General features: G+C 44.2%; 19 protein-coding genes. 10 read left to right on the forward strand and 9 right to left on the reverse strand.

Features of this window, described 5'->3' with window-relative positions:
• Positions 1-874: LysR family transcriptional regulator (locus QZZ55_RS15865; protein WP_293268400.1), on the forward strand; the 874-nt coding region annotated here is incomplete at its 5' end.
• Between the two features lie 75 nt (positions 875-949).
• On the opposite strand, the gene QZZ55_RS15870 is transcribed toward QZZ55_RS15865, so the two are convergent.
• Entirely contained in the window at positions 950-1,864 is a 915-nt protein-coding gene (locus QZZ55_RS15870) for an AraC family transcriptional regulator (protein WP_293268401.1), read from the reverse strand.
• A 146-nt stretch (positions 1,865-2,010) separates the two neighbouring features.
• On the opposite strand from QZZ55_RS15870, the gene QZZ55_RS15875 reads away from it, so the two are divergent.
• The gene (locus QZZ55_RS15875; protein WP_293268402.1) at positions 2,011-2,916 is read left to right on the forward strand and encodes an EamA family transporter; all 906 of its coding nucleotides are present in this window, start codon (positions 2,011-2,013) and stop codon (positions 2,914-2,916) included.
• Positions 2,917-3,023: 107 nt separating this feature from the next.
• Here QZZ55_RS15875 and glyS read toward each other — a convergent pair whose 3' ends face one another.
• Entirely contained in the window at positions 3,024-5,075 is a 2,052-nt protein-coding gene (gene glyS / locus QZZ55_RS15880; protein WP_293268403.1) for a glycine--tRNA ligase subunit beta, read from the reverse strand.
• Positions 5,075-6,040, reverse strand: a complete 966-nt coding sequence (gene glyQ, locus QZZ55_RS15885; RefSeq protein WP_293268404.1) for a glycine--tRNA ligase subunit alpha — start codon at positions 6,038-6,040, stop codon at positions 5,075-5,077. The genes glyS and glyQ overlap by 1 nt, the downstream gene beginning before the upstream one ends.
• 227 nt (positions 6,041-6,267) lie before the next feature.
• On the opposite strand from glyQ, the gene QZZ55_RS15890 reads away from it, so the two are divergent.
• The gene (locus QZZ55_RS15890; RefSeq protein ID WP_293268405.1) at positions 6,268-7,164 is read left to right on the forward strand and encodes a lysophospholipid acyltransferase family protein; all 897 of its coding nucleotides are present in this window, start codon (positions 6,268-6,270) and stop codon (positions 7,162-7,164) included.
• Between the two features lie 2 nt (positions 7,165-7,166).
• On the opposite strand, the gene QZZ55_RS15895 is transcribed toward QZZ55_RS15890, so the two are convergent.
• From QZZ55_RS15895 to def, 5 genes are all read right to left on the reverse strand, one after another.
• Entirely contained in the window at positions 7,167-8,615 is a 1,449-nt protein-coding gene (locus QZZ55_RS15895; protein ID WP_293268406.1) for a TrkH family potassium uptake protein, read from the reverse strand.
• 15 nt (positions 8,616-8,630) lie between these two features.
• Positions 8,631-10,007: a Trk system potassium transporter TrkA gene (gene trkA / locus QZZ55_RS15900; protein ID WP_293268407.1), complete on the reverse strand. Its 1,377-nt coding sequence runs from the start codon at positions 10,005-10,007 to the stop codon at positions 8,631-8,633.
• Between the two features lie 17 nt (positions 10,008-10,024).
• Entirely contained in the window at positions 10,025-11,323 is a 1,299-nt protein-coding gene (rsmB, locus tag QZZ55_RS15905) for a 16S rRNA (cytosine(967)-C(5))-methyltransferase RsmB (protein WP_293268408.1), read from the reverse strand.
• Positions 11,320-12,279 (reverse strand): methionyl-tRNA formyltransferase, encoded by a 960-nt coding sequence (fmt, locus tag QZZ55_RS15910; protein WP_293268409.1) that lies wholly within the window; start codon positions 12,277-12,279, stop codon positions 11,320-11,322. The genes rsmB and fmt overlap by 4 nt, the downstream gene beginning before the upstream one ends.
• A gap of 65 nt (positions 12,280-12,344) precedes the next feature.
• Positions 12,345-12,857 (reverse strand): peptide deformylase, encoded by a 513-nt coding sequence (def, locus tag QZZ55_RS15915; protein ID WP_293268410.1) that lies wholly within the window; start codon positions 12,855-12,857, stop codon positions 12,345-12,347.
• Between the two features lie 160 nt (positions 12,858-13,017).
• Here def and QZZ55_RS15920 point away from each other — a divergent pair, with 160 nt between their 5' ends.
• From QZZ55_RS15920 to QZZ55_RS15945, 6 genes are all read left to right on the forward strand, one after another.
• Positions 13,018-14,058: a LysM peptidoglycan-binding domain-containing protein gene (locus tag QZZ55_RS15920; protein WP_293268411.1), complete on the forward strand. Its 1,041-nt coding sequence runs from the start codon at positions 13,018-13,020 to the stop codon at positions 14,056-14,058.
• A 33-nt stretch (positions 14,059-14,091) separates the two neighbouring features.
• Entirely contained in the window at positions 14,092-15,231 is a 1,140-nt protein-coding gene (dprA, locus tag QZZ55_RS15925; RefSeq protein ID WP_293268412.1) for a DNA-processing protein DprA, read from the forward strand.
• A 72-nt stretch (positions 15,232-15,303) separates the two neighbouring features.
• Positions 15,304-15,861, forward strand: a complete 558-nt coding sequence (locus tag QZZ55_RS15930) for a Sua5/YciO/YrdC/YwlC family protein (RefSeq protein ID WP_293268413.1) — start codon at positions 15,304-15,306, stop codon at positions 15,859-15,861.
• A gap of 29 nt (positions 15,862-15,890) precedes the next feature.
• Positions 15,891-16,805, forward strand: coding sequence for an oxygen-dependent coproporphyrinogen oxidase (gene hemF, locus QZZ55_RS15935; RefSeq protein ID WP_293268414.1), 915 nt, complete (start codon positions 15,891-15,893; stop codon positions 16,803-16,805).
• A gap of 2 nt (positions 16,806-16,807) precedes the next feature.
• The gene (gene aroE, locus QZZ55_RS15940) at positions 16,808-17,641 is read left to right on the forward strand and encodes a shikimate dehydrogenase (RefSeq protein WP_366512335.1); all 834 of its coding nucleotides are present in this window, start codon (positions 16,808-16,810) and stop codon (positions 17,639-17,641) included.
• A 99-nt stretch (positions 17,642-17,740) separates the two neighbouring features.
• Entirely contained in the window at positions 17,741-20,119 is a 2,379-nt protein-coding gene (locus QZZ55_RS15945) for an ATP-binding protein (RefSeq protein ID WP_293268415.1), read from the forward strand.
• 61 nt (positions 20,120-20,180) lie between these two features.
• Here QZZ55_RS15945 and QZZ55_RS15950 read toward each other — a convergent pair whose 3' ends face one another.
• Entirely contained in the window at positions 20,181-20,564 is a 384-nt protein-coding gene (locus QZZ55_RS15950) for a c-type cytochrome (protein WP_293268416.1), read from the reverse strand.
• Positions 20,565-20,923: 359 nt separating this feature from the next.
• On the opposite strand from QZZ55_RS15950, the gene QZZ55_RS15955 reads away from it, so the two are divergent.
• Positions 20,924-25,659, forward strand: a 4,736-nt coding sequence (locus QZZ55_RS15955) for an NAD-glutamate dehydrogenase (RefSeq protein WP_293268417.1), incomplete at its 3' end; no start/stop codon positions are given.

Here is a 25,659-nt window from a genome sequence, read left to right on the forward strand (position 1 = left end):
AATGGAAATACATCAGTTAAAAACGCTCGTTACGGTTGCACGCGAAGGAAGCATAACGCGTGCAGCAGAACGACTTTACTTAAGCCAGCCTGCCGTTAGCGCCCATATAAAAGCCATCGAGGAAACACTGGGGCTTACCTTATTTGAGCGTACCCATAAAGGGATGAGTTTGACTAATGATGGGCAGCGATTACTCGTAAAAGCGGAGCAGATACTGTCCGTTCATCGTGAGTTTATTGAGGAGGCTGCCAGTATCAAAGGACGTGTTTCAGGGAAATTGCATATTGGTGCGGGTGGGAATGCAAGTACTGAGATACTGAGTCAGCTACTCATACGTCTTTCTGAACACTTTCCAGAGGTAGAGGTTGTTGTGCATCAGTATGGAACATCAATCGATATTCAGAAGGGTATCCGCGATGCTCGTCTAGATGCGGGTTTCTACAGTGAGGTTGGAGAAACAGATGCTACCTTTATGGCCATCGAGGTTTCTCGTTTTGGTATATTTCTGGCAGCGCCTGTGGGGTTGGTTCCTATTAGTCAGTCTTTAGATTGGTCTGAGCTCGAAAAATTACCCTGGATATGCCCTACCTCTAGCACATGCTGTGGGCGTGCAGCAGAGCGCTTGTTTCAGGAGCATGGAATCCAACCTAAGCAGATTATCAGCATCGACAATGAAAGTGTGACTCAAACATTAGTTGCTGGTGGTGCTGGTATCGGTTTATTGCATGCAAGCTCAGCTAAAGATACGTTATCTGATGGAGAAGTTGAGTTGTTATGTGAAGTGCAGAGTACGGTTAGAGTACTCTTTGCTCATCTCTCTAGCCGCAACCGTGATCCACTATTGAAAGCCGTAAGCTCGTTATTGTGTCGTTAGTTAGCTCTGTTAGCTAATTGTTTTAATACTACAGATTGTAGTGTGTTGTAGGTGACTAGCCTTTGTTGATATTAGTTAACTCACCGCTTTTCGGTATTGAGCTGGAGTTACACCGACATGTTGTTTAAAGATTCTCCCAAAATGACTCTGATTATTAAAGCCACATTGCAGCCCTACGTTGGTTAATGATGTCTGCTGTTCAGTTGATGAGGCTGCTAGTAATTGTCTTGCTTGATCAATTCGCAGTTGAGTAACATATTGGTGCGGAGTGCATGCCATACTCAGCCGAAACATTCTGTTGAAATGAAAGGGGCTGAGTTGTGCCACGATAGCTAGCTCTTCTAACGACACAACATCGCTAATCTTGTTATGAATATACTCCACAACTCTGTTTCGAACGGTGGTTGTTAGTCCTCCGCGAAATAATTCTGGAGCAGAACCAAGGCGTATATGTTGTTTTAGTATATGCAGTAATATTGTTTCGCTACTCTGTTGTAACGCCAAATAATCACTACTGTCTTGCCAATGTAAGGCAAGTACTTCGCTATGAAGGATCTGAACTAGTTGTGGGTCATTGGCATAGGTTAAGTCGGGTAGTTCTATGCAGCGAGGGTCCAAATCAAAAGCGGTGACTGCTAATTTGCGAAGAGCATCATCGCTAAAATATAGATGAAAAAACTCAAGATGGCTTTCTATTTCCCATTTCGAATCATGTCCTACAGGGAAAAGACAAACACTGCCCGGTTCTCCTCTCAGCTGTGGAAGATCACATCTTCTAATTTGAGGGCCACCACCTTCTAGGTAAATGCTAAGCGTGTGATGATTAAGATTTTGATAAGTCACACGGTCCCAGTCATTGGCCCAGTGGGCATAGCTTATGCCCCCGGGTAACTCGCAGGTATTGCGACGTACGGCATTCGATGCAGCCAAGGTGTCATCCACTCGGCTTGAAATCGAAGTGTGCTCTAAAGGAATATTCGTGTGTCTCATGGTATTAGTCTAGCATCTGTACTTGTATGAATACTTGGCAATTTTTTTCTTACATAAAGCTAACCGCAAGATCAGAACAAAACCGCAAGATCGTGATATCTGTCTCCTGTTGCCACACGTATTATCCGTTCCATTAGGAGATAACTATGAATACATTTTTATATTTAAATACAGTGTTAATTTGGGGTACAACGTGGATAGCTATTCATTGGCAAGATGGTGATGTTCCCGTACTCGCGTCGGTCTTCTATCGATTCGCAATTGCGGGTGTATTGCTACTACCTGTTTTATATCTGTGTAGACGGGTACAAGCAACAACACGGGCTGATCATGGTTTTATGCTAATTCAAGGTGTATGCCTTTTTTCCATGAATTTTGTCTGTTTTTACACGGCAAGCCAGACAATTGCTAGCGGGCTTCTCTCAGTTGTATTCTCTGCTGCAACCTTATTTAATGCTATTAATAGCCGAGTGTTTTGGGGTGAACGCCCTTCTTCCGAAGTTTTCTTTGCTGGTCTTTTGGGTGTTTTTGGTCTGTGCTTAATGTTCTGGCCAGAGCTTAGTCGTAACAGTTTTAATGCTTCTGATTTGCAAGGCATTGGCTTGGCGTTATTTGGTACGTACCTTTTTTCGCTTGGTAATATGATATCGCTTCGCCATACCAAAAAAGGACTTAAGCCTTTAACAAGCAACGGCTATGCAATGATTTATGGCGCTTTATTTCTAGCAGGCTTGATATGGATAAGTGATACTCCCTTAATGTGGGACGATAGTGCCAAGTATGTTGGAAGTCTTTTGTACCTCGCTATTATTGGCACTATTGTCGGCTTTACTGCTTACTTATCTCTTGTTGGCCGCATTGGTGCGAATAAGGCAGCATATGCCACAGTGATGTTTCCTGTTGTAGCGTTGACGCTATCGACTATATTTGAAGGGTATGAGTGGTCAGTAAGCAGTATGAGTGGTCTTTTTTTAGTCCTGCTTGGTAACGGGTTGATTCTAGGAGTACGTCTTCCTGGCCGTAATGTCTTCTCTAGGGTCGCTAAAGTTTAGTTTTCCTGATTGTTTTTCTACATGAAAGTGATGTTTCACGTGAAACATTATCTATTCTATAAACAAAAAAACCGGCCTAGGCCGGTTTTTTAACATACTAATATTGCTTAGCTATTTAATAGTGAAATGTCAGCAGTACGCAGGAACAAGGAACGGAGCTTAGCAAGGATCGCGATGCGATTGTTACGAACCTTTATATCTTCATCCATAACCATTACAGCATCAAAGAAGCCATCTACATCAGCTTGCAGTGTGGCGAGTTCTCCAAGTGCATTGGTGTAGTCCCCAAGTTTGAAAAGAGGCTGAATGCGATTTTGTAATGCATCTACGCTGTTGTTTAGAGCGATCTCCTCCGTTTGCTTCAGTAACGATGAATCAACTGGAATCGAATTGTTTTCAGCGTTCTTAGCAAGGATGTTAGATACACGCTTGTTAGCCGCAGCAAGAGATGCTGCTTGAGGTAATGCTTTAAAACTATTTACAGCATTAACACGTTTATCAAAATCTAAAGGTTTGGTCGGCCGAACGGCAACAACTGCAAGGTAGCTATCGATAGAAACGCCTTTGTCTTCATACCAGGCGCGTAGACGCTCCAGCATAAAGTTTGTTACCTGTTGTGTTGCCGTATCTACAGCAGGTAAGTCTTTATGTAATGAAACAGCTTTCGCTACAATATCTTCAAGATCTAAATCCAGTCCGCGCTCTATAATAATGCGCAGTACGCCTAAAGAAGCGCGGCGTAATGCGAAAGGATCTTTTGATCCTGTTGGTGGTTGTTTGATTCCGAAGAGACCTGTAAGGGTGTCTAGTCGGTCTGCTAGAGCCACGGCGATGCCTGCATTGCTTTGTGGAAGTTCATCCCCAGCAAACTTAGGTAAGTACTGCTCATTGATTGCAGCAGCTACTTCGTCGACTTCACCATCATGTAATGCATAGTGATAACCCATAAGCCCTTGAAGGTCAGTAAACTCAAATACCATGTCACTTAGCAAATCACCTTTGGCAAGGTAGCCTGCTCGCTTAGCATTATCTACATCAGTGTTAAGGGTCGCAGCTATGTAGCCGGCTAATTCCGATATCCGCTTAGCTTTATCCAGCACTGAGCCAAGTTGGTTTTGAAACACGACAGTGGATAGTTTCTCAACACGTGACTCAAGCGTTGTCTTCTTATCTGTTTCAAAAAAGAAAGCAGCATCAGCTAATCGAGGACGAATAACTTTTTCATTTCCCTCAATGACCTGCTGAGGGTCTTTTGATTCTATATTTGCAACCGTAATAAAGAAAGGCATCAGCTTATTTTCACTATCGACAGCATGAAAATATTTCTGGTTTTCTTTCATAGATAGAATGAGTGCTTCTGGTGGAACATCAAGAAAACGTTCTTCAAAGCGTCCGGTGAGAGCAACAGGCCATTCATTTAGAGCGGTTACTTCGTCTAGAAGGTCTGGATCAATCTCTGCTGTACCACCGAGATCCGTACCTGCTTTGATAATCTGAGCTTCAATTTTTGCGCGGCGCTTTGAGAAATCTGTGATGACATATCCAGGTGACAATAGTTTCTCTTCATATTCTGAGGCTGCCATTAACTCAATTTCTTGGTTGTAATGAAAGCGATGCCCACGCGTTTTACGCCCAGAAGTCACACCCAAAATTTCTGCAGGAACTATCTCGTCTCCAAATAGCATGACAAGCCATTTAGAGGGTCTAACAAATTCGATTCTGCTTGCACCCCAGCGCATACGCTTTGGAATAGGAAGCGCATTAATTGATTCCTGGACAAACTCTGGTAATAACGAGATTGTCTCTGTCCCTTTCTCTACAGCGCGAAAGACGAAGTAATCTCCTTTATTTGTTTCGAGAACCTGAAGCTGGTTTGATTCAACCCCGCAAGAGCGAGCAAAACCATCGATTGCTTGTTGAGGCGCTTTACAAGAAGGGCCGCGTTTTTCAACATTGGTATCTGGTTGTTGCCTGCTTAAGGAAGAAATCTTTACAGCCAAACGACGTGGCGCTGCAAATGAGCTTACTTCACCAAAGCTGATGTTTGCCTTAGTGAGTGCGTTGACTATGCCTGCTGTAAATGACGCAGAGAGCTTCTTCAGCGCTTTGGGTGGAAGCTCTTCAGTTCCGAGTTCTACAAGAAAATCACGCGTTGTCATTATTTCTCCTCCTGATGAGCCGCTAATATTTCGTTGCGTAGTGCTTCAGGCGCCAACGGGAAACCTAGCTCTTTGCGAGTGTTGTAGTAACCTTGTGCTACACCGCGAGCTAAGGTTCTGACGCGCAATATGTAGCGCTGACGTTCAGTCACAGAAATGGCGTGCCGAGCATCTAGTAGGTTGAATGTATGAGATGCTTTTAGCACTTGCTCATATGCTGGAAGGGGTAATTTTACTTCAAGAAGCTTGTTACATTCTGCTTCGTAATGATCAAAGTTTTCAAATAGCTTTGGTACGTCAGCGTGCTCAAAATTATACGTAGACTGCTCAACTTCATTTTGGTGGAACACATCACCATAGGTTACAACGCTACCATCAGGGCTCTTAGCCCAAATGAGGTCATAAACGCTATCGACGTTTTGTAAGTACATTGCAATACGTTCTAGGCCGTATGTTATTTCGCCCGTTACCGGATAGCATTCTAAACCGCCAGCTTGTTGAAAGTATGTGAACTGAGATACTTCCATCCCGTTAAGCCAGATCTCCCAACCTAAACCCCACGCACCTAACGTGGGTGATTCCCAGTTGTCTTCTACAAAGCGGACATCGTGAACAAGTGTGTCTACTCCAACACGCTTGAGAGACTCTAGATATAACTCTTGAATATTATCCGGAGACGGTTTTAATGCGACTTGAAACTGATAGTAATGCTGAAGACGATTTGGGTTCTCGCCGTAGCGGCCGTCAGTCGGTCGACGACTTGGTTGAACATAAGCCGAACGCCAAGTCTCAGGGCCGATAGCACGTAAGAATGTAGCTGGATGGAATGTTCCTGCACCAACCTCCATATCCAGAGGCTGGATGATGACGCAGCCCTGTTCAGCCCAATAGGTTTGGAGTGCTAAAATCAGTCCCTGGAACGTACTTACATCCGGAGTTACATTGTCCGTCACGGAAATCACCATTTCTGAAATAGAGTAAAAAAATTAAGCGCTAAATTATACACCATTGATTTTGTTTTTCCTTTTCAAAAAGCAAGACAAGCAGGTGCAATTAGTTAACAAAATCGATTTTATGTTGAGTGATGAGGTTTCTTGGTAAAATATTGATAGAAATTAATTGTCATTTTGCTAATGGACGATTTTTTCTACTTGAATTATATATAATGTGTCTTTTGTTTTGAGGGTAAATAATGAAACATTTGAAGGCCATTATTGCCATTACTATTTTATGGCTGATGTCATTGCTTCCGTTAAAATGGGCACAGTCTATAGGTGTATTTATTGGCAACAGGCTTTCAAAAAAGAATGAGTCTACGCTCTATAAAATTACCAAGATTAATTTAGAACTCTGCTTTCCTGAGCTTTCCCCAGATCAAATAAATAGTCTAAGCTCTGCCAGCCTTTTAGAGACGGGTAAGACTTTCTCTGAAATGGGAATGTCTTGGTTGTGGTCTCCTGGCCGCACACTGAAAACTATTAAGCACATAAGTAATGCATCTTTGGTTGAAGAAAGCCTATCCTTTGGCAAAGGTGTAATTCTATTAGCCCCTCATCTTGGAAACTGGGAAATCCTCAACCTTTATGTCTCCAAGCGTTACACTTTTACGGCAATGTATCGTCCTCCTAAAATGAAGTTAATGGATAGCTTTATTAAAAAAGTACGCGCACGTTTAGGTACTAAGCTTGCTCCTGCTGATGCTTCTGGAGTGCGAACCATCATGAAGGCGCTTAAGCGTGGTGAAATGATTGGAATCCTACCCGACCAAGAGCCAGCAACAGGTGGAGAGTTTTCTCCTTTTTTTGGCAACAATGCTTACAGTATGAAACTGCTTCCCCAGCTTGTTAAGCAAACGGGAGCAAAAGTAATATGTGGCTATGCAGAAAGGTTAAGTAATGGTGAGGGTTTTAATTTGCACTTCATAGAAGCCGATCCGGATATATATAGTAAGGACCTTTCAATAGCTATTGCGGGTATGAATAAGTCAGTGGAGCGATGTGTGAGAGCGCTCCCTGAACAGTATCAGTGGGAATATAAACGGTTTAACCATCAGCCTGAAGGAGTGTTAAGTCCATACCAGAAACGTTAGTGCTAACGTTTCCAGAATGCAGGCGTAAACAGGACTAGTAAAGTAAATACTTCCAAGCGCCCCAGCAGCATTGCAAAACATAGAATCCATTTTGCAGTTTCATTCAAGTTACCGTAATTAACGGCTACATCACCAAGTCCTGGGCCTAAGTTATTAAGTGCTGCCCCAACGGCTGACCACGCCGTTACTTGATCTAGTCCAGTACCAAGCAACGCTATCATCATAATGATGAAGACAATAAGGTATACAGAGAAAAACCCCCACACTGCTTCGAGTACCCTGTCAGAGATGGGTTTGTTTCCAAGCTTTACAGGTATCACTGCATTGGGATGAACCAGTCGCATAATTTCGCGATAGCCCTGCTTAAGGATGAGTAATACGCGAATGACTTTCATTCCCCCGCCGGTAGAGCCCGCACAGCCACCTGCAAAGGCAGCTACAAATAGCATGAATGGCAGCATGACAGGCCAGTGGGCAAAATCCGCTGTTGCAAACCCTGTTGTTGTTGCGATTGATACCACCATAAATATAGATTTTCGAACCGACTCAACTGGTCCGTACGTTTCGGTACCAATTAAAACAAACATGGTAATCATTGTTACTGCGGCAAGTATGCTTACATAGAATTGGAACTCTGGATCCTGAAAGTAATGTAGTATGGATTTTTGTCGCCAAGCGAAGAAATGAAGACTGAAGTTGACCGCTGATATCACCATAAAAAATGTACATATTGCTTCAATAACCGAGCTGTCGAAGTAACCAATGCTTGCATCGTGTGTTGAAAAACCACCAATAGCGACAGTGGAAAAGCTATGCCCAATAGCATCAAAAGGCGTCATGCCAGCAGCCCAATAACCTAGTGCGCATGCGATTGTTAGAGATAAATATATGTACCAAAGGGCTTTAGCTGTTTCAGTTATGCGGGGTGTTAGCTTGCTATCTTTGACGGGGCCAGGTGTTTCAGCGCGATATAACTGCATCCCTCCAATCCCCAGCATTGGCAATATAGCAACGGCAAGTACGATGATTCCCATACCGCCTAACCACTGCAGTTGCTGACGATAGTAAAGAATTGACTTAGGTAATGTGTCGATGCCTGTTATGACGGTTGCCCCTGTTGTTGTTAAACCAGAGAGTGATTCAAAAACAGCGTCTACAACCATTAAGTGTGGGCTTTGGGAAAGAATTAAGGGTACTGCACCAAACATGCCTAGCACCACCCAGAATAGAACGGTAATCAAAAAGCCATCACGTGTTCTTAAGTCTTGCCTAACCCTATATACAGGTAGCCATATTAGAAAACCTGTTGTGATAGTAATCGCAAATGCGCCAACAAATGCGTAGTCGTGACCATCATCATAAAACAATGACACGCCTATGGGTGGGAGCATGGTGATACTAAACACCATGAGGAGTATGCCTAAAATTCTTAGAATAACGCGATAGTGCATGACTAGGTCTCAGGGTTAGAAGAATGCAAGACCGACTTGGAAGAGTCGTTCTACTTCACCAATTCGTCGTTTATCAACTAAAAATAGAATTACATGGTCGCCATTTTGAACAACGACATCATCGTGTGCGATTAGTACTTCTTCATTCCTTACGATAGCACCAATAGTTGTCCCAGGTGGAAGGTCTATGTCTTCTATTGCCCGACCTACCACTTTAGAGCTTCGTTTATCACCATGAGCTACGGCTTCTAGGGCTTCTGCTGCTCCCCGTCGTAAGGAGTGTACTGCGGCGACATCGCCGCGTCTGACATGTGTTAGTAGTGCGCCGATCGTGGTTTGTTGAGGAGATATTGCTATATCAATGACGCCACCTTGTACCAAATCAACGTATGCTGGGTTGTTGATAAGTGTCATCACGGTTCTTGCGCCAAGTCGTTTTGCCAGCATCGAAGCCATTATGTTGGCTTCATCATCATTTGTTAATGCGCAAAAGACGTCAGTATCTTCTATGTTTTCTTCAAGTAGCAGTTCTTTATCAGATGCGCTGCCGTTGAGCACAATGGTGTTATTCAATGTGCGAGCAAGTTGATTACACCGTTGCATGCTACGTTCTATAATTTTAACGCGAAAATCTGATTCGATATTGCCTGCTAGCCGTGCGCCAATATTGCCGCCGCCAGCAATGATGATGCGCTTGTATGGGTTGTCTAATCGACGCAGTTCGCTCATTACCGCCCTTATATCCTTCTTAGCGGCTATAAAGAACACTTCATCATCTGCCTCAATGATGGTGTCGCCTTGAGGGATGATTGGTTTTCCCTGACGAAAAATAGCTGCCACACGTGTGTCGATAGCAGGCATATGAGTGCGAAGGTAAGCGATCTCTCTTCCGACGAGTGGGCCTCCATAATAAGCCCTAACTGCAACTAGCTGAGCTTTTCCATCTGCAAAGTCGAGAACTTGTAGAGCGCCGGGTTGCTCTATAAGGCGTTTTATATGCTGTGTGACGAGCTGCTCGGGACTTATTAATACGTCGATTGGAAGAGCGTCTTTATTAAAAAGAAGCTTATCTTGTTGCAAGTAATCATGTGCTCTCACTCGCGCTATCTTGGTTGGAATGTTAAATAGTGTCTGGCCAATTTGGCACGCGACCATATTAACTTCGTCGCTGTTCGTGACTGCTATAAGCATGTCAGCATCTTGAGCACCTGCTTGAGCAAGCGGGCTTGGATACGAAGCGTTACCTTCTACGGTACGGATGTCTAGTCGATCTTGTAGCTCGCGAAGTCGATTGATATCTGTATCTATAATCGTAATATCATTCGCTTCATTGGCGAGGTTTTCTGCAAGTGTTCCGCCAACCTGTCCTGCTCCTAGAATAACAATTTTCATCCGCTCTTCCGCTAAAGTTAAATATCAGCTTTGTTGAGTGTTGCATAGAAGAAGCCATCGTGACCATTAGGCTGAGGGAATAGCTGTCTTCCGAAGGGTCTCTCTACACCCCAGCTTGCAATTATGGGCGTGTGAATAGCCTCGTTGTGCTCTTTTAAGAAACGTTCAATAAGGCGTTCGTTTTCTTGGGGAAATATTGAGCATGTAGCATAAACCAGTGTTCCTCCCGGTTTAAGCATTTTCCATAAGTTGCTGAGTATTCTTAGTTGCAGGTTTGAAATTGCAATAATTTCTTCTGCCTTTCGTAAGATTTTTATATCAGGATTTCTACGGATAACCCCCGTAGCGCTGCAAGGGGCATCTACAAGAATTTTGTCGTATTGGGCGCTGTCCCACCACTCATCTGTTGAAGCGTCTGCAATAATTAGCGTGGCATTAAGCCTTAATCTTTCAAGATTCTCCTTGATTCTATCGGCTCGTTTAGTCGATATTTCTAAGGCATCTACAGTAATGTTCTCGCAAGATTCTAGTAAATGACAAAGTTTCCCCCCGGGAGCTGCACAAGCATCAAGGATATGGTCCCCTTCCTTTACTTCAAGTAAGTAAGTGCTTAACTGGGCGGCTTCGTCTTGAACGCTAACATGTCCATCTTCAAAGCCTGGTAGGTTGGAAACATCAACAGGTAACGATAGCGTTATTCCATGCATTGAAAAGGGTGTTGCTGTTGCTGCAATATCTAATTCTGCGAGTGATGCTAAATATGTTTCACGTGAAACATGTCGTTGATTAACTCGAATAGTCATCGGCGCTTGAAGATTGTTTTGAGCTAGAATTTCTTGCCAGAAATGTGGCCAGTTATGTTTGAGCTTTTCGATAAACCAGTTTGGGTGATTAAATAAAAAAACAGGCTCGTCGTAAAGTGTTTCAATGATGTGATCTTTTTCACGATCAAAACGTCTAAAAACAGCATTTAAAAGCCCAGTAACACGTTGAGCGTCTAGTTGGTGTGCCGCCTCAACTGTTTCGCTAATGGATGCGTGCGCAGGGATTCGCATCTCTAATAACTGATATAAACCGACAAGTAATAATGCGTAGATGTGAGTGTCAGATTTGCGAATGGGTCTTTCAAGTAGCACCCCTGCTATGAGCTGAAGTTTTGGAAAATTTCGTGCGGTTCCAAAACATATTTGTCTAAGTAGTGATCTGTCTTTTTCATCACATTGTTGTAACGAGTCTGCTAAAGACTGCTTTAAAGAGCCTTTGTCTTCAAGCAAGGGTGCGATGGCAAGAGCGGCTAAACCTCGTACGTTAATCATATGCCTAGTTGTACTCCTTGTGAGAAAAGCTCTTTACGGGAGTTAAGCACATCTTTCGTTGCTAATGGCTTTCCTCCTGGTAGTTGGAGGCGGCTTACATTTAGTGCGGTGCCTTGGCCACAAGCAACCGTAATATAGTCTTTCTGCGTTTCTATGATGGTGCCCGGCTGTTCGCAGGTGAGGGTTACTTCCTGCTGAGGAGATGCACTCAATATACGCAAGTTATCAATGCCCATTGCGGTATAAGCGATGGGCCAAGGTGATAGCCCTCTTACTTGTCTGTCGATGTCAGAAGCAGTATTTGACCAGTCTATGAGCCCTTCCTGTTTTGTTAGCTTGTGAGCATAGCAAGCATCAGCACTGTTTTGCTTGATCGGGCTTAGCTGGTTAGACTGGATAAGCTTTAATGTATCAATGAGCGCGGTAGCACCGATAACAGCCAATCTATCGTGTAAGATTCCACTGGTATCATCTTGTAAAATGGAACATGTGTTTTTATATAACATGTCACCTGTGTCCAAGCCTTCATCCATTTGCATAATGGTTATACCGGTTTCTGTATCACCTGCTAACAACGATCGATGAATAGGCGCTGCGCCACGCCACCTAGGGAGGAGTGAGGCGTGTACATTGATACAGCCATGTTTAGGCGTTTCTAGTACGGCTAAAGGTAGCAAAAGCCCATAAGCAACCACCACTATTAGGTCTGCATCAAGGGCTGCAAGTTCTGCCTGTTCCGCTTCACCTTTAAGAAATTGAGGCTGGTACACCGGTATATCATGCTCTAGGGCAAGTGATTTAACGGGACTCGCTTTTAATTTTCTACCTCTGCCGGCTGGGCGATCTGGCTGTGTATACGCGCCGATAACCTGATGCTCACTTTTAATGAGTGCAGCAAGGCTGCTAGCTGCAAAATCAGGTGTGCCAGCAAAAATTATTCTTAAAGGTGTTGTCATGAGGAGTCCATAAACAAAAACAGGTTTGCTTACAGCAAACCTGTGAGTAATCAAAATTAAGTAGCTTAGTTGGCCTGTTCAAGTTTATGTGCTTTCTCCAGCTTAGAGCGGATACGGCTTCGCTTTAAATTGGAAAGGTAATCAACAAACAGTTTGCCATTAAGGTGGTCTATCTCATGTTGGACGCAGACTGCTAACAAGTCATGTGCTTCCATTTCAAAAGATTCGCCATTTCGATCCAGTGCTTTTACGCGGATGTGATTGTGGCGTTTAATATCTTCATAAAAGCCGGGGACTGACAGACAGCCCTCTTGCATCAGTTCGAGTTCATCTGATATTGGTTCAAATGAGGGGTTAATCAAAACCAAAGGCTCATCACTCTCTTCTGATACATCAATAGTGATGATTTGATAATGAATATTAACTTGTGTTGCTGCAAGACCAATGCCTGGCGCGTCATACATAGTTTCAAACATGTTGTCGATAGTTTCACGCAGTGCATCATCAACATGTTCAACGGGCTCTGCGATAGTACGCAGTCGCGGATCAGGGAACTCTAAAACAGTTAACAGGGCCATAAATTCACATATTCTTCGAAAAATTATTTATAAGAGCCAAATTCGGCACAAAACATCGTTTATCCTATTATACTGATATGGCGCTACGATGCATTTGTCGTTTACCATTGTTTCTCATATGTGCAATGGTTAAATCCGGGCACTCAGCAAGGGAACTGAGATGAAAAAACTGTTTGGTATATGTTTGGCTTCATGGCTTGCTCTGTCAATGCCGACTCAAGTACAAGCAAGAGCTGATCAAATACAGCTAAAAGAAAACTATCCACAAGAGTATGTAGTCGTTAAAGGCGATACTTTGTGGGATATTTCTGGACACTTCTTAAAGAAACCTTGGCGTTGGCCTGAACTGTGGGACGTAAATCCACAGATCGATGACCCGCATTGGATTTATCCAGGGGATATTCTTTATTTAACATGGGTTGATGGGAAACCAAAACTCAGTTTCAAAAATGACCGAATGCAGCCTCGTGCTCGTGTCTCAAAATTAGATGGTGCAATTCCTGCCATTCCGCTAAAGGACTTATATGCTTTCTTAAGTGATAATGTCGTAGTGGATTCAGAGCTACTGAAGGAAACTCCCTACGTACTAGGGGGGCGTAATGCGCGTATCATTGCGGGTGCTGGTGATCGAATCTACGCACGTGGAGAGGTTGATCAGGGTCATATAGCACAAAATGTGTATCGTCCTGCCAAAGAATATATTGACCCAAATACTCAAGAGCTATTGGGGTACGAGCTTCTTAAGGTTGCCGAAGCACGTATCACGGCACTGGATGATGATATTACTAGTTTGGAAATCATCAAGTCGCATCAAGAAGTGCGTGTGCTGGATAGAGTCATTCCTGCACCACAGGCTCGCTTACAGTCTGTTTTTTATCCTGTCGCTGCACCTTATGAGGTAAAAGGGCAAATACTTGCGGTTTTACGTGGTGTAACAAAAATTGGGCGTTACGATGCAGTAACTATCAATTTGGGTAGCCGTGAAGGATTGAAAACAGGGCATGTCTTTAAGATATTCACTCGAGGTGAAACAATTAAAGACCCTATTACTAAAGAAAGCGTTACGCTTCCTGCAGAAGACGCGGGTGCGCTCATGGTTTTTAAAACATACGATAAAGTGAGTTATGCTTTAGTCATGACCGCAACGAATGTTTTGTCCATTGGTGATATCGTTCGTTCACCTGATGCTGATAATTTTTAAATAGACGATATATAAGCTTATAGAGAGCGTCATATGACATGCGATCCAAAGGACTGGATCGCTATCAGCCAGTTACCGGGCATAGGCCCGGCGACATTAGGCAAGCTTTTCCATGGTAAATGGACGCCTGAGAAACTGATAGCGAGTCACAACAGCCATTCGGCTGCCTCAAATACACCCAAATTAAATAATCTTCAAAAGACTCAATTGTGTAATTACGTTATGCGAAGGGGGTCTTTATGGGATTCTACTCAACAAATTACTGAGCAACTTGAGCGTTTAAACATTCAGTGTTTACTTGCTGATGATGCGGCTTTCCCTTCCTTGCTTCGCGACGCTCCTGATCATCCTGTGATGTTGTTTTTACAGGGCAATATAGATGCACTGCATTTACCTATGATTTCAGTTGTTGGCAGCCGTAAAGCTAGCGCTGCGGGCTTGCGCCATGCCTATCAGTTCTCTAAAGCGCTTTCGATGGGAGGCTTTGTTGTGACGAGTGGTCTGGCTTTGGGGATTGATGGAGCGGCTCATCAAGCCTCTGTTGATTTGTGCTTGCCCACTGTTGCTGTGATGGGGACGGGAAGTGATCGAATTTATCCACATCGTCATAAAAAACTGGCAGAGAAAATACTAGATACAGGTGGTGCTTTGGTAACAGAGCTACTTCCAGGCTCTGGTCCATTAGCGGCACACTTTCCTCGACGTAACCGAATTATCAGTGGGCTATCAACGGGTGTGCTGGTAGTAGAGGCGGCATTAAAAAGTGGCTCTCTTATTACTGCCCGAATGGCTCTTAATCAAGGGCGAGAGGTTTTTGCGCTTCCAGGCTCTATTGATCATCCAGGAAGCCGAGGATGTCATGCCCTTATCCGAGAAGGGGCTGTGTTGGTTGAGTCAGTAGATCACATGTTGGATGAACTATCGGCTATGTTGGGTTTACTGAGAAGAGTATCTGAACAATATGATGAGAATGAACTCATTAATGAAGATAACAGTAACCTTTCTGACACTCACAGCAGGACGCTAAATGCGGTAGATTTTTCTCAAACTTTACTAGAAGACATCGTTATACGTATAGGGGGAGACAGCAGTCAATTGCAAGCAAACTTAGTTGAATTGGAGCTACTAGGATGGATCGAAGCCTTAGGTGGTGGATACCAAAGGATTCGCTAATACACTGAAGTACAGTTGCAAGTAAGCCTTGAAACAGGTAGTTTTCCGGCTTTAATATAAAGAGTTTTTGGCATGAATCAGTGGCATTTCTCTCAGGTTGCCAGGGTGTTGCGTGGTGGTGGAGTTATCGCTTACCCCACAGAAGCAGTATGGGGGTTGGGGTGCGATCCATATAATGAAGAAGCAGTACAGCGGCTATTAGCACTGAAGAAGCGCCCTGTTGAAAAAGGAGTTATTTTAGTTGCTGCTAATATGTTGCAGATACAGCCTTTATTAGATCTTGTAGATAGTGAAAGTCTTGCTCGACTAAACAGTAGTTGGCCAGGCCCCAATACGTGGTTGATTCCTGATCCTGAAAATATTATTCCGCCATGGATTAAAGGAAAACACTCATCTGTAGCTGTAAGAGTTAGTGCTCATCCAGGGATTATTGAAATGTGTAAAGCATTTGGAGGGCCTATAGTATCTACCTCGGCGAACCCGTCGGGAGCTTATCCTGCGAAGTCTTTGCTGAGAGTAAGCACTTACTTCGGAAAAGAGCTGGATTACTGTCTTCCTGGGTCTTTGGGTGATTCCGCTCAACCAACCCGTATACAGGATCTACGTGATAGTCGCGTAGTTCGTTCTTAATATTTGACGACATTGGAGAGTGGCTGATTATGTCTGCACCCGATATTGACGCAGTAAAAAGTTATTTATTAGACCTTCAAGATCGTATTTGCAAAGAGCTAGAAGAAGCAGATGGCCAGCAAAAATTTGTAGAAGATAGCTGGGAAAGGCCGCAAGGTGGTGGTGGGCGCACGCGTGTTATTGTGGATGGCGGTATTTTTGAAAAAGGTGGCGTTAACTTTTCGCATGTTTTTGGTGATGCCCTGCCCGCTTCTGCATCAGCCCACCGTCCAGAACTAGCTGGGCGTAGCTTTGAAGCGATGGGAGTGTCATTGGTCATGCATCCCAAAAATCCGTACATTCCTACCTCGCATGCCAATGTACGTTTTTTTATTGCAGAGAAAGAAGGTGAAGAGCCGGTGTGGTGGTTCGGTGGTGGGTTTGATATGACACCGTATTATGGAAATGATCATGATTGTCGTCATTGGCATGTAACAGCAAAAGCAGCTTGTGACCCCTTTGGTGATGAAATCTATCCTCGTTTTAAGACATGGTGTGATAAATATTTTCACTTAAAACACCGCGATGAGCCTCGTGGTGTTGGTGGTTTATTCTTTGATGATTTAAATGAGTTTGGCTTTGAGAAGAGCTTTGCGTTGATGCAGTCCATTGGGAATGCATATTTACCTGCTTATGTACCAATCATTCAACGCCGAAACGGTACGCCTTATGGCGAAAAACAGCGAGATTTCCAACTGCATCGTCGTGGACGTTATGTTGAATTTAATCTCGTTTACGACCGCGGCACGTTATTTGGCTTGCAATCAGGCGGACGAACAGAGTCTATTTTAATGTCTTTACCTCCTGAAGTGCGTTGGGGATATGACTGGAAACCGGATGAAGGTAGTGAAGAAGCAGAGTTGTATGAGCGTTATCTGAAACCGCAGAACTGGTTGGAGTTTTAACAATGGCTCATGTGGATAAGTATGCCGTTTTTGGCAATCCAATATCGCATTCTAAGTCACCAGATATACATACGCAATTTGCCCAGCAGACCAGCCAGTTATTGAGTTACGAAGCTGTTTGTGCGCCTGTAGGTAAGTTTGAAGAAGCCGTTGCTGGCTTCTTGGCTGACGGTGGTAAAGGGCTAAATGTAACAGTCCCTTTTAAAGAAGATGCGTGGAAACTAGCTAAGGCACGGTCAGAGCGTGCTGAACTTGCTGGTGCTGTTAATACTTTGTATTTGAACGAAGACGGCCTACTGTGCGGCGAGAATACTGATGGCGTGGGGATGGTACGAGACATCCAAGAAAACCACGGTTATGCGATGAAGGATAAAAGAGTGCTCGTATTAGGTGCAGGCGGCGCTGTTCGCGGTGTTGTGAAGCCTATATTGGAACAAAGCCCGAGCGAAGTCGTGATTGCTAATCGTACCGTTTCAAAGGCACAAACATTAGCTGAGCTCTTTTCTCCCTTTGGAAATGTATCTGCATCGTCGTTGGATAAGCTATGTGGCCCATTTGATCTGATCATCAATGGAACCGCTGCTAGCCTTCAAGGAGAGATGCCTGTATTGCCTGACGGTATGATTCACTCACAGTCGTGGTGTTATGACATGATGTACAGTGTTGAGCCTACCCCGTTTAATCGATGGGCAAGCAATCACGGTGCATGTCAGCAATTAGATGGACTTGGCATGTTGGTTGAGCAGGCCGCTGAATCGTTTTATATCTGGAGAGGCATTCGCCCAGAAACGGCCTCTCTCATTAACCGGCTGCGTGAGCAGATTTTAAATCATTGATTTAGAAGCTTTAAACCTAGACTAATTTCACCTGTTTTCTTGCATACCTGCCGATCAGGGTTTATAAAGTTTATAAACCCTCCGGCTCAGGATGTACTGATGGAAAAGTTGAAATCCCTCCCTACCGAAGCCCTTTATAAAGTATGTGATACTGATATCCTGCCTTTTTTAACGACGGAAACCTTGGAGAACTTCAATGGTTTTTTTGGTCAGGAACGAGCTATCGAGGCCATGGGCTTTGGCGTGGGAATGCGTCGCCCTGGTTATAATCTTTTTGTTATGGGTAATCCGCATACGGGACGTTTCTCATTCGCGATGGAAAGTCTAAAAGGCATCGCTAAAAAGGAGAAAAAGCCCAGTGACTGGTGTTATCTGAATAATTTATTGGATGATCGTTATCCAGTATCAATGGAACTTCAAGCAGGTAAAGCATCGCAGTTACGACGTGATAATAAGCGCATGATTGAGACGATCATGACAGAGTTACCTGCTGTGTTTGAAAACCCCGCTTATCAACGTAAAAAAAGTAAAATAGAGCGCGACTTTAATCGCCACTATGATCAGGCCATCGATAGCGTTGAAAAGCGCGCGCGTGAGAACAGCATTGCAGTCTATCAAGATGCCGGAACGGTTGGTTTCACCCCGGTAGCTGAAGGCCAAGCAATGGATGAAGCAATGTTTTCCCAGTTGCCCGAAGAGGTAAGGGACTCTTTCTCAAAAAATATTTCTGAGTTAGAAGATTACTTAACAGAAAGCTTAACTGAGTTGCCACAATGGCGCCGCGAAGCTGCTGAAAAAATGAAAATACTTGACCGTGATACGGCAAGACAAACGGCTTCTCCTCTTATTCAGTCAGTCAAAGAAAAATACAATAATATTAGTGGATTAGCTGATTATTTTAATCAGCTAGAAAGTCATATTGTTAAAAATAGTGCCGATTTAATAAATGATGAAAGGCTTATTGAAGCGCGCACAGAGAATGGGCGGCGCACATTACTGGATGACCAGTTTGGTGTGAACCTGCTTGTGGATAACAGTAAGACCAAAGGTTCCCCTGTTATTTTTGAGGCGCACCCAAGCTATGAGAATTTGTTTGGAAGAGTTGAGTACAACAACGACATGGGGGCGATGGTTACTAACTATCAAATGATTCGTCCTGGCGCATTGCATAAGGCTAATGGCGGCTATCTTGTATTAGAAGCGGAAAAACTGCTGGAACAGCCCTTTGTCTATGGTGCGCTAAAGCGTGCGCTCAAAGCGCATGAAATACGCATAGAAAATCCAATGAGCGAGTATTCGGGTATAAGTACTATTACCTTGAGCCCTGCCCCCATGCCATTGCATGTGAAAGTCGTACTAATTGGTGGGCGAGATACGTACTACTTGTTACAAGAGATGGATCAGGACTTTGAGAAGATGTTTAGGGTGGTTGTCGATTTTGACGAAGATGTAGAACGAGCTCCCGCAACCATCCGTAATTATGCACGCTTGATGAAAACCTTAGCCGCGGAAGAGAGTTTAGCGCCTCTGACTCGTGATGCTGTTGCGCGTTTAGTTGAGCAAAGTTCGCGCCTTTCGGGTGATCAAGATCTGTTATCAGCTCACATTGGCGAGTTGGTGGATCTCTTATGCGAAGCAGATTATAAGCGAAAATCTGCTGGGGAAGACCTGATTAATGCTAAGCATGTTGAAATGGCATTAGATGCTCAAGAAAAGAGAACAGGCCGCCTTGCACAGAAAATATTGGAAAGCATCCTTAATGAAACAGTGCTTATTGATACTGACGGTGAGGCTGTTGGGAAAAGTAATGGTTTAACTGTGCTACAAGTTGGGGACGTTTCATTTGGTACGCCAGCACGCATTACTGCAACAGTGCATCCCGGCAGTCGTGGTATTGTCGATATAGAGCGCGAAGTGCAATTAGGGCAATCCATTCACTCTAAAGGGGTGTTAATCCTCTCTGGCTACTTGGGGCACCAATATGCTCAGGACTTTCCATTAACCCTTTCTGCGAGTATCGCGTTAGAACAGTCTTATGGGTATATCGATGGTGATAGTGCATCTTTAGCAGAGATATGTACGCTGATTTCTGCACTGACACATATACCAATCTTCCAACAATATGCACTTACTGGCTCTATCAACCAATATGGTGAAGTTCAGGCAATTGGTGGTGTGAACGAAAAGATTGAAGGCTTTTTTAAACTATGTGAAACACGAGGGTTAACCGGGAAACAAGGTGTAATCATTCCTCGGGCAAATGTACGTAATCTAATGCTGAAAAAGACGGTCGTTGAGGCCGTTGAACGCGGTGATTTTAGCGTTTATGCCGTTGCTACTGTAGATGAGTGCTTACAAATCCTCATGGGTCGGTCGGTAGGGAAGCGTAAAGCCGATGGCGGTTTTACACAGCGCAGTATTAATCACCACGTTGTTAAACGGCTTAAAGAGTTACATAAAGCGATAACATCGAGCTAAAAAGGAAAGGGGTCAGGTGGGCTGTGAGTCCCACCTAGTGCTTGCTAGCAATTACACATGGTTACTTTAGCGAACGCAGGAAGCTGATGAGGTAGTCTTGTTCTGCTCCGTCGGTGATAGATACATGGCGCATACGTGTACCTGGAACGAGTGCTTCGTTATCAGCAATCCATTTGCGTAAGTTATCTTCATCCCATGTAATGCCTGATTTTTGCATTGCTTTTGAATAGGAGAAGCGTGGCATTGACGCTGCCTTACGGTTTACAACGCCGATTAGGTTCGGGCCGAAAGAATTTTTACTTGGCTCAAGCGAATGGCAAGCGGTGCAATGATGATTAAAAATCTTCCGCCCGGCTTCGGTCATACCCCCCTCTTCTGCTTGTACCAAAGAAGGTGTTGCGAGTGCAGAGTATAAAATTAAAGACGATAGCAAGGTTGCTTTCATTAGGTGTCCCCCTCTCAATAACAGGTTAAGACAGTATATTAAGTAAGGCTTTTCTTCGGCTGTTCTACAAAAGCACCGGTTCTATAGGACTAAAGTACCTGAATTGAACTGTTGTTAGGCTCGTGCTAAAGATATGCCGTGTGACGGGGCTTTGCCGCGATAAAATTGCGCCATGGAATAGAGAAATTGCGCCATTCTCGGGAAGTTTTGCAGAAATCTATTAAAGAGTAGACTAAAGTTTGATGCGCACCTTTTCAGGGCATATCATACTGAAAACAGCTAGATCTGATAATTTAAGCGTTATGATTTTTCATTGATCCCATTTTATCCCGATAAGCAAACAGTGGAGCTCACACTAAATGGACAGCGAGATAGCTAATAAAAAGAATAATAAAACCGTGATCAAATTAAAGGAATTGCTCCAAAAAAGATTAGGCGGCGACCAAGCCCCTGAAGTTGAGCAGTTTGCTGATCAGTTTTTTACTTACGCCCCCGAAGATGAAATTGCGCAACGACCGATAGAAGCTATATATGGCGCAACGTTATCTTCTTGGTCTTTCCTCAGTCAATTTGATTCCTCATGTTCTAAAATTCAGGTGTTTAACCCTGATCTAGAGCAGCATGGCTGGCACAGCAACCATACAGTGATACAAATTCTAACAGTCGACTCCCCTTTCATCGTTGATTCGGTACGTATGGAGTTGAACCGCCAAGGTATCGGGATTCATGTAATTCAGAATGTCGTCTTGTGGGTCGACCGTGAAGGCGATGACTTTAAGGCATTATCAAATGACGGTGAAGGTGTTGCAGAGTCATATATTTATTTAGAAGTTGACCGGCATACCGAACCTGAACTGCTTAAAGGTCTGCAGTCAGAGCTGATGCTTGCTATGTCTGCGGTGTCTGTCTCTGTAAAAGATTTTGTGCCGATGAAAGAGCGGGCTGCAGAATGTGCAGCCGCATTGGCCGTTGCAGGTTATGATCAGGAACAAGCATTTACCGAATGGTTAATGGATGATCATTTCACCTTCCTGGCCAGCGACCAAGTAGAATATGAAGGTACCGAAATGCTAGTGCAAGATGGCTCAAGACTGGGCGTGTTAACGCTTTCTGAGCTGGTGCATCTTGGTAATACTGAGAGCTCTACATTACCGTTAAGAGTTGAGCGTCATGGTGAGCGCTCTCGTGTACATCGCCCTGCGTATTTAGATTTAGTGATCATTAATCATTTTAATGAAAAGAACGAATGTATTGGCGCGACACGCTTTCTTGGTTTGTATACCTCACCTGTTTATCGTGAACGGCCTAAGCGCATTCCGATGATTCGTCAGAAAGTAGAGCGAGTTTTAGCGCACTCTGGTTTTAATCCTCATGGCCATAGTGGCAAGTCTCTTGAACAGGTGTTGATTGATCTTCCGCGTGACGAACTATTTTTAGCATCAGAAAAAGAGTTGTATCAGATAGCGCTTAAAATATTCTATTTGCAGGAAAGACGACGTGCGTGCTTGTTGGTACGTGAAGATAAGAGCGGTGAGTTCTTTTCATGTTTGTACTATGCACCACGAGATCTGTTTAGTACGGCATTGCGTTTGAATGTGCAACACTTACTAGAGAAAGTGTTTAATGCACAGGATATAGAGTTTACAAACTCGTTTAGCGAGTCAGTATTGGCCCGTACCCATTTTGTACTGCGTGTTAAGCCGGGTCAGGAAGCGCCTGATCTTGAGCAGCTTGAAGCGGAAGTACAAGAGCTATCTCGTTCATGGAACGATGACTTGCAGAATGCCCTTATTGAAGCCTGTGGCGAAGAGCAAGGCACGACTCGCAGTAACCTCTATCGTGAGTCATTTCCTGTGGCTTATCGCGAGCATTTTACGACGCTACATGCAGTACACGATATTGAAAAGATGGAATTGCTGGCTAAACAGCCTCTAAGCATGAGTTTCTATCGTCTCCTTGAGCAATCTCAATCTGTATTGCGCTTTAAGTTGTTTACCGCTGAAGAGCCATTAATTTTATCTGACGTTATTCCAGTGCTAGAAAATCTAGGATTGCGTGTGGTAGGTGAGCATCCTTATGTGGTGAGCTGTGTAAACGGGAAAACCTATTGGATTCATGATTTCTCATTATCACACCGTGGTGGCTCAGAGCCGATTGAGCTAGATGAAGTTAAAGATATTTTTCAGCAATCTTATGCAGCGATTTGGCAGGGGCTGGCTGATAATGATGAATTTAACCGCTTAGTGCTGGGCGCCGGTTTAAATTGGCGTGAAGTGGCTATGTTGCGTGCTTATGCTCGTTACAACCAGCAGATCCGCTTTGGTTTTAGTCAGGCTTATATTGCTGAAACCTTGACCCGTCATACACAGGTTAGCCGTTTGCTGGTGGCGCTGTTTCGTGCGCGTTTTGACCCCTCTCGTCAGGCGAAAGGCAAAGTACAGGCATTAGTCGGGCGTATTGAAAGCAGTATCCTTGATGCGTTGGATAAGGTTGATAACCTTAACGATGACAAAATTCTGCGCCGTTTCCTTGAGCTCATCAAAGCAACGTTACGTACCAACTTTTTCCAGCTCAACGAGAACAATGAGCCTAAAGAATATCAATCCTTTAAGCTTAATCCGCATCTGGTAGCCGATATACCTAAGCCGTTACCTATGTTCGAGATGTTCGTTTACTCACCTCGTGTTGAAGGTGTACATCTGCGCGGCGGTAAGGTTGCTCGTGGTGGCTTACGTTGGTCGGATCGTCAAGAAGATTACCGTACTGAGGTTTTAGGCTTAGTTAAAGCCCAGCAAGTGAAAAATGCAGTTATTGTACCGGTTGGCGCAAAAGGTGGTTTTGTTGCTAAGTGCCTGCCGCAAGGTGGCACACGTGATGAAATACTGGCTGAAGGTATTGCCAGCTATAAAATCTTCATTCGTGGTCTGCTTGATGTGGCAGATAACTTGCAAAATGGCGAAGTTATCCCTCCTGAAAATGTGGTACGCCATGATGAGGACGACCCTTACTTGGTGGTCGCCGCTGATAAAGGCACGGCAACGTTCTCTGATATTGCCAATGAAATCGCCGAGACTTACGGCTTCTGGATGGGTGATGCATTCGCTTCAGGCGGAAGCCAAGGGTATGACCATAAAGGCATGGGTATTACCGCTAAAGGGGCGTGGGAGTCCGTTAAACTGCATTTTCGTGAGATGGGAATTAACACTCAAACAGACCCGTTCACTGTTATCGCTGTGGGCGACATGGCAGGAGATGTATTTGGTAATGGTATGTTGCTATCGGATAAAATTCGCTTAGTGGCTGCATTCAACCATATGCATATCTTTATCGACCCAACGCCTGATGAAGCAAGTAGCTTTGTAGAGCGCCAGCGCATGTTTGCACTGCCGCGTTCAGGCTGGGAAGACTACAATACGTCGTTAATCTCTAAAGGTGGTGGCGTTTTCCTACGCTCAGCTAAATCTATTACGCTGACTCCTGAGATGAAGAAGCATTTCGATATTAAGGAAGACAAGCTTTCTCCGAATGACTTGATTTCTGCGCTACTAAAAGCACCAATCGATCTTTTCTGGAACGGTGGTATCGGTACTTATGTGAAATCCAGTCAGGAAAATCATTCTGATGTGGGTGATAAGGCGAATGATTCATTACGTGTTAACGGTAATGAACTGCGCTGCAAAGTACTAGGTGAAGGTGGCAACTTAGGCTTTACTCAATTAGGGCGTATCGAGTTCTGTCACAATGGCGGTGCTTGTAATACCGACTTTATTGATAATGCTGGTGGAGTTGATTGCTCCGATCATGAAGTAAATATCAAGATTTTGCTCAATAAATGTATTGCTGATGGTGATTTAACGGTTAAACAACGTAATGATTTATTACGTGATATGACGGACGCTGTTGCGGTACAAGTACTGAAAAGTAATGATCGACAGGCAAGAGCGCTCAGCTTAGCGCTTGAGCATGCCGGTAAATCTCAGGATGAGTATGTTCGTCTGATGGATCGCCTTGAAGATGAAGGCCGTTTGGATCGAGCTTTGGAGTTTTTGCCCGATAACGAAGCACTACAACAGCGCCAGCAGGCTAAACTGCAACTTACTAGGCCTGAGCTATCAGTTTTGATCTCCTACACTAAGGCGGAGCTTAAAGAGCAGCTAACGCATACGTGGATCACTGACGACCCATACGTTAAAAATGAAATTAAAGAAGCTTTTCCTGAGCAGCTAGTTGAACGTTTCCCCGAAGCTGTTCAAGACCACCAGTTGAAGAAAGAGATCATCGCAACCCAAGTGGCCAATGCGATGGTGAACCATATGGGTATCACTTTCACCAACCGCATGATGGAAACCGCAGGCCAGTCTGCAGATCAGGTGGCGGTTGCTTACCTGGTGGCGCGAGATGTATTTGAGCTACGCGAGATCTGGGAACAGATTGAAGCACTAGATAACATCGTACCAACGGGCGTGCAGCAGCGCATGATGGTGGATTTATTACGTTTGATGCGCCGTGCAAGTTATTGGTTGCTACGTAATGTCTGTAACCGAGGTTGCTTTAAAGTACAGGAAGTTATTGATCGCTTTAAGCCTGCAGTGGCAGAGATCAGAACATCATTTACTGAGCTGCTTTCAGGTGACTTGAAAACGCATTGGTTAGGCCAATGCCAGAAGCTCATTGATGTGGGTATTCCTGAAGATCTTGCTGCGCGTATTACGTGTGCTGAGCGCTTGTACGCGGCTCTCGCTATCAGTGAAGTGTCTGATGAGGTTAATCAACCGATTCTTAACACCGCAGAAGTTGACTTCTGGCTGGGTGAGCGGTTGCAGCTGGATTGGGTGAGTGAGCGTATTCGCCAAATTGAGCCTGATAACCACTGGCAGTTGTTAGCTCGTGAAGGCTTTAATGAAGACTTGAATACCCAGCAAAGCCGTCTGACTCGATCTGTATTGATGAGTGATAGCGAGTTGAGTGGACAAGCGTTAGCGCAAAGTTGGATCGAGAAAAATGAGCAAGGTTTGAAGCGTTGGGAGCGTGTGTTAGGAGAACTGCGCTCTACCAGTGATGCTGATAGTGCGACCTTTACGGTGGTTATTCGTGA

The organism is Neptunomonas sp. (assembly GCF_016744175.1).
GTDB lineage: Bacteria > Pseudomonadota > Gammaproteobacteria > Pseudomonadales > Balneatricaceae > Neptunomonas.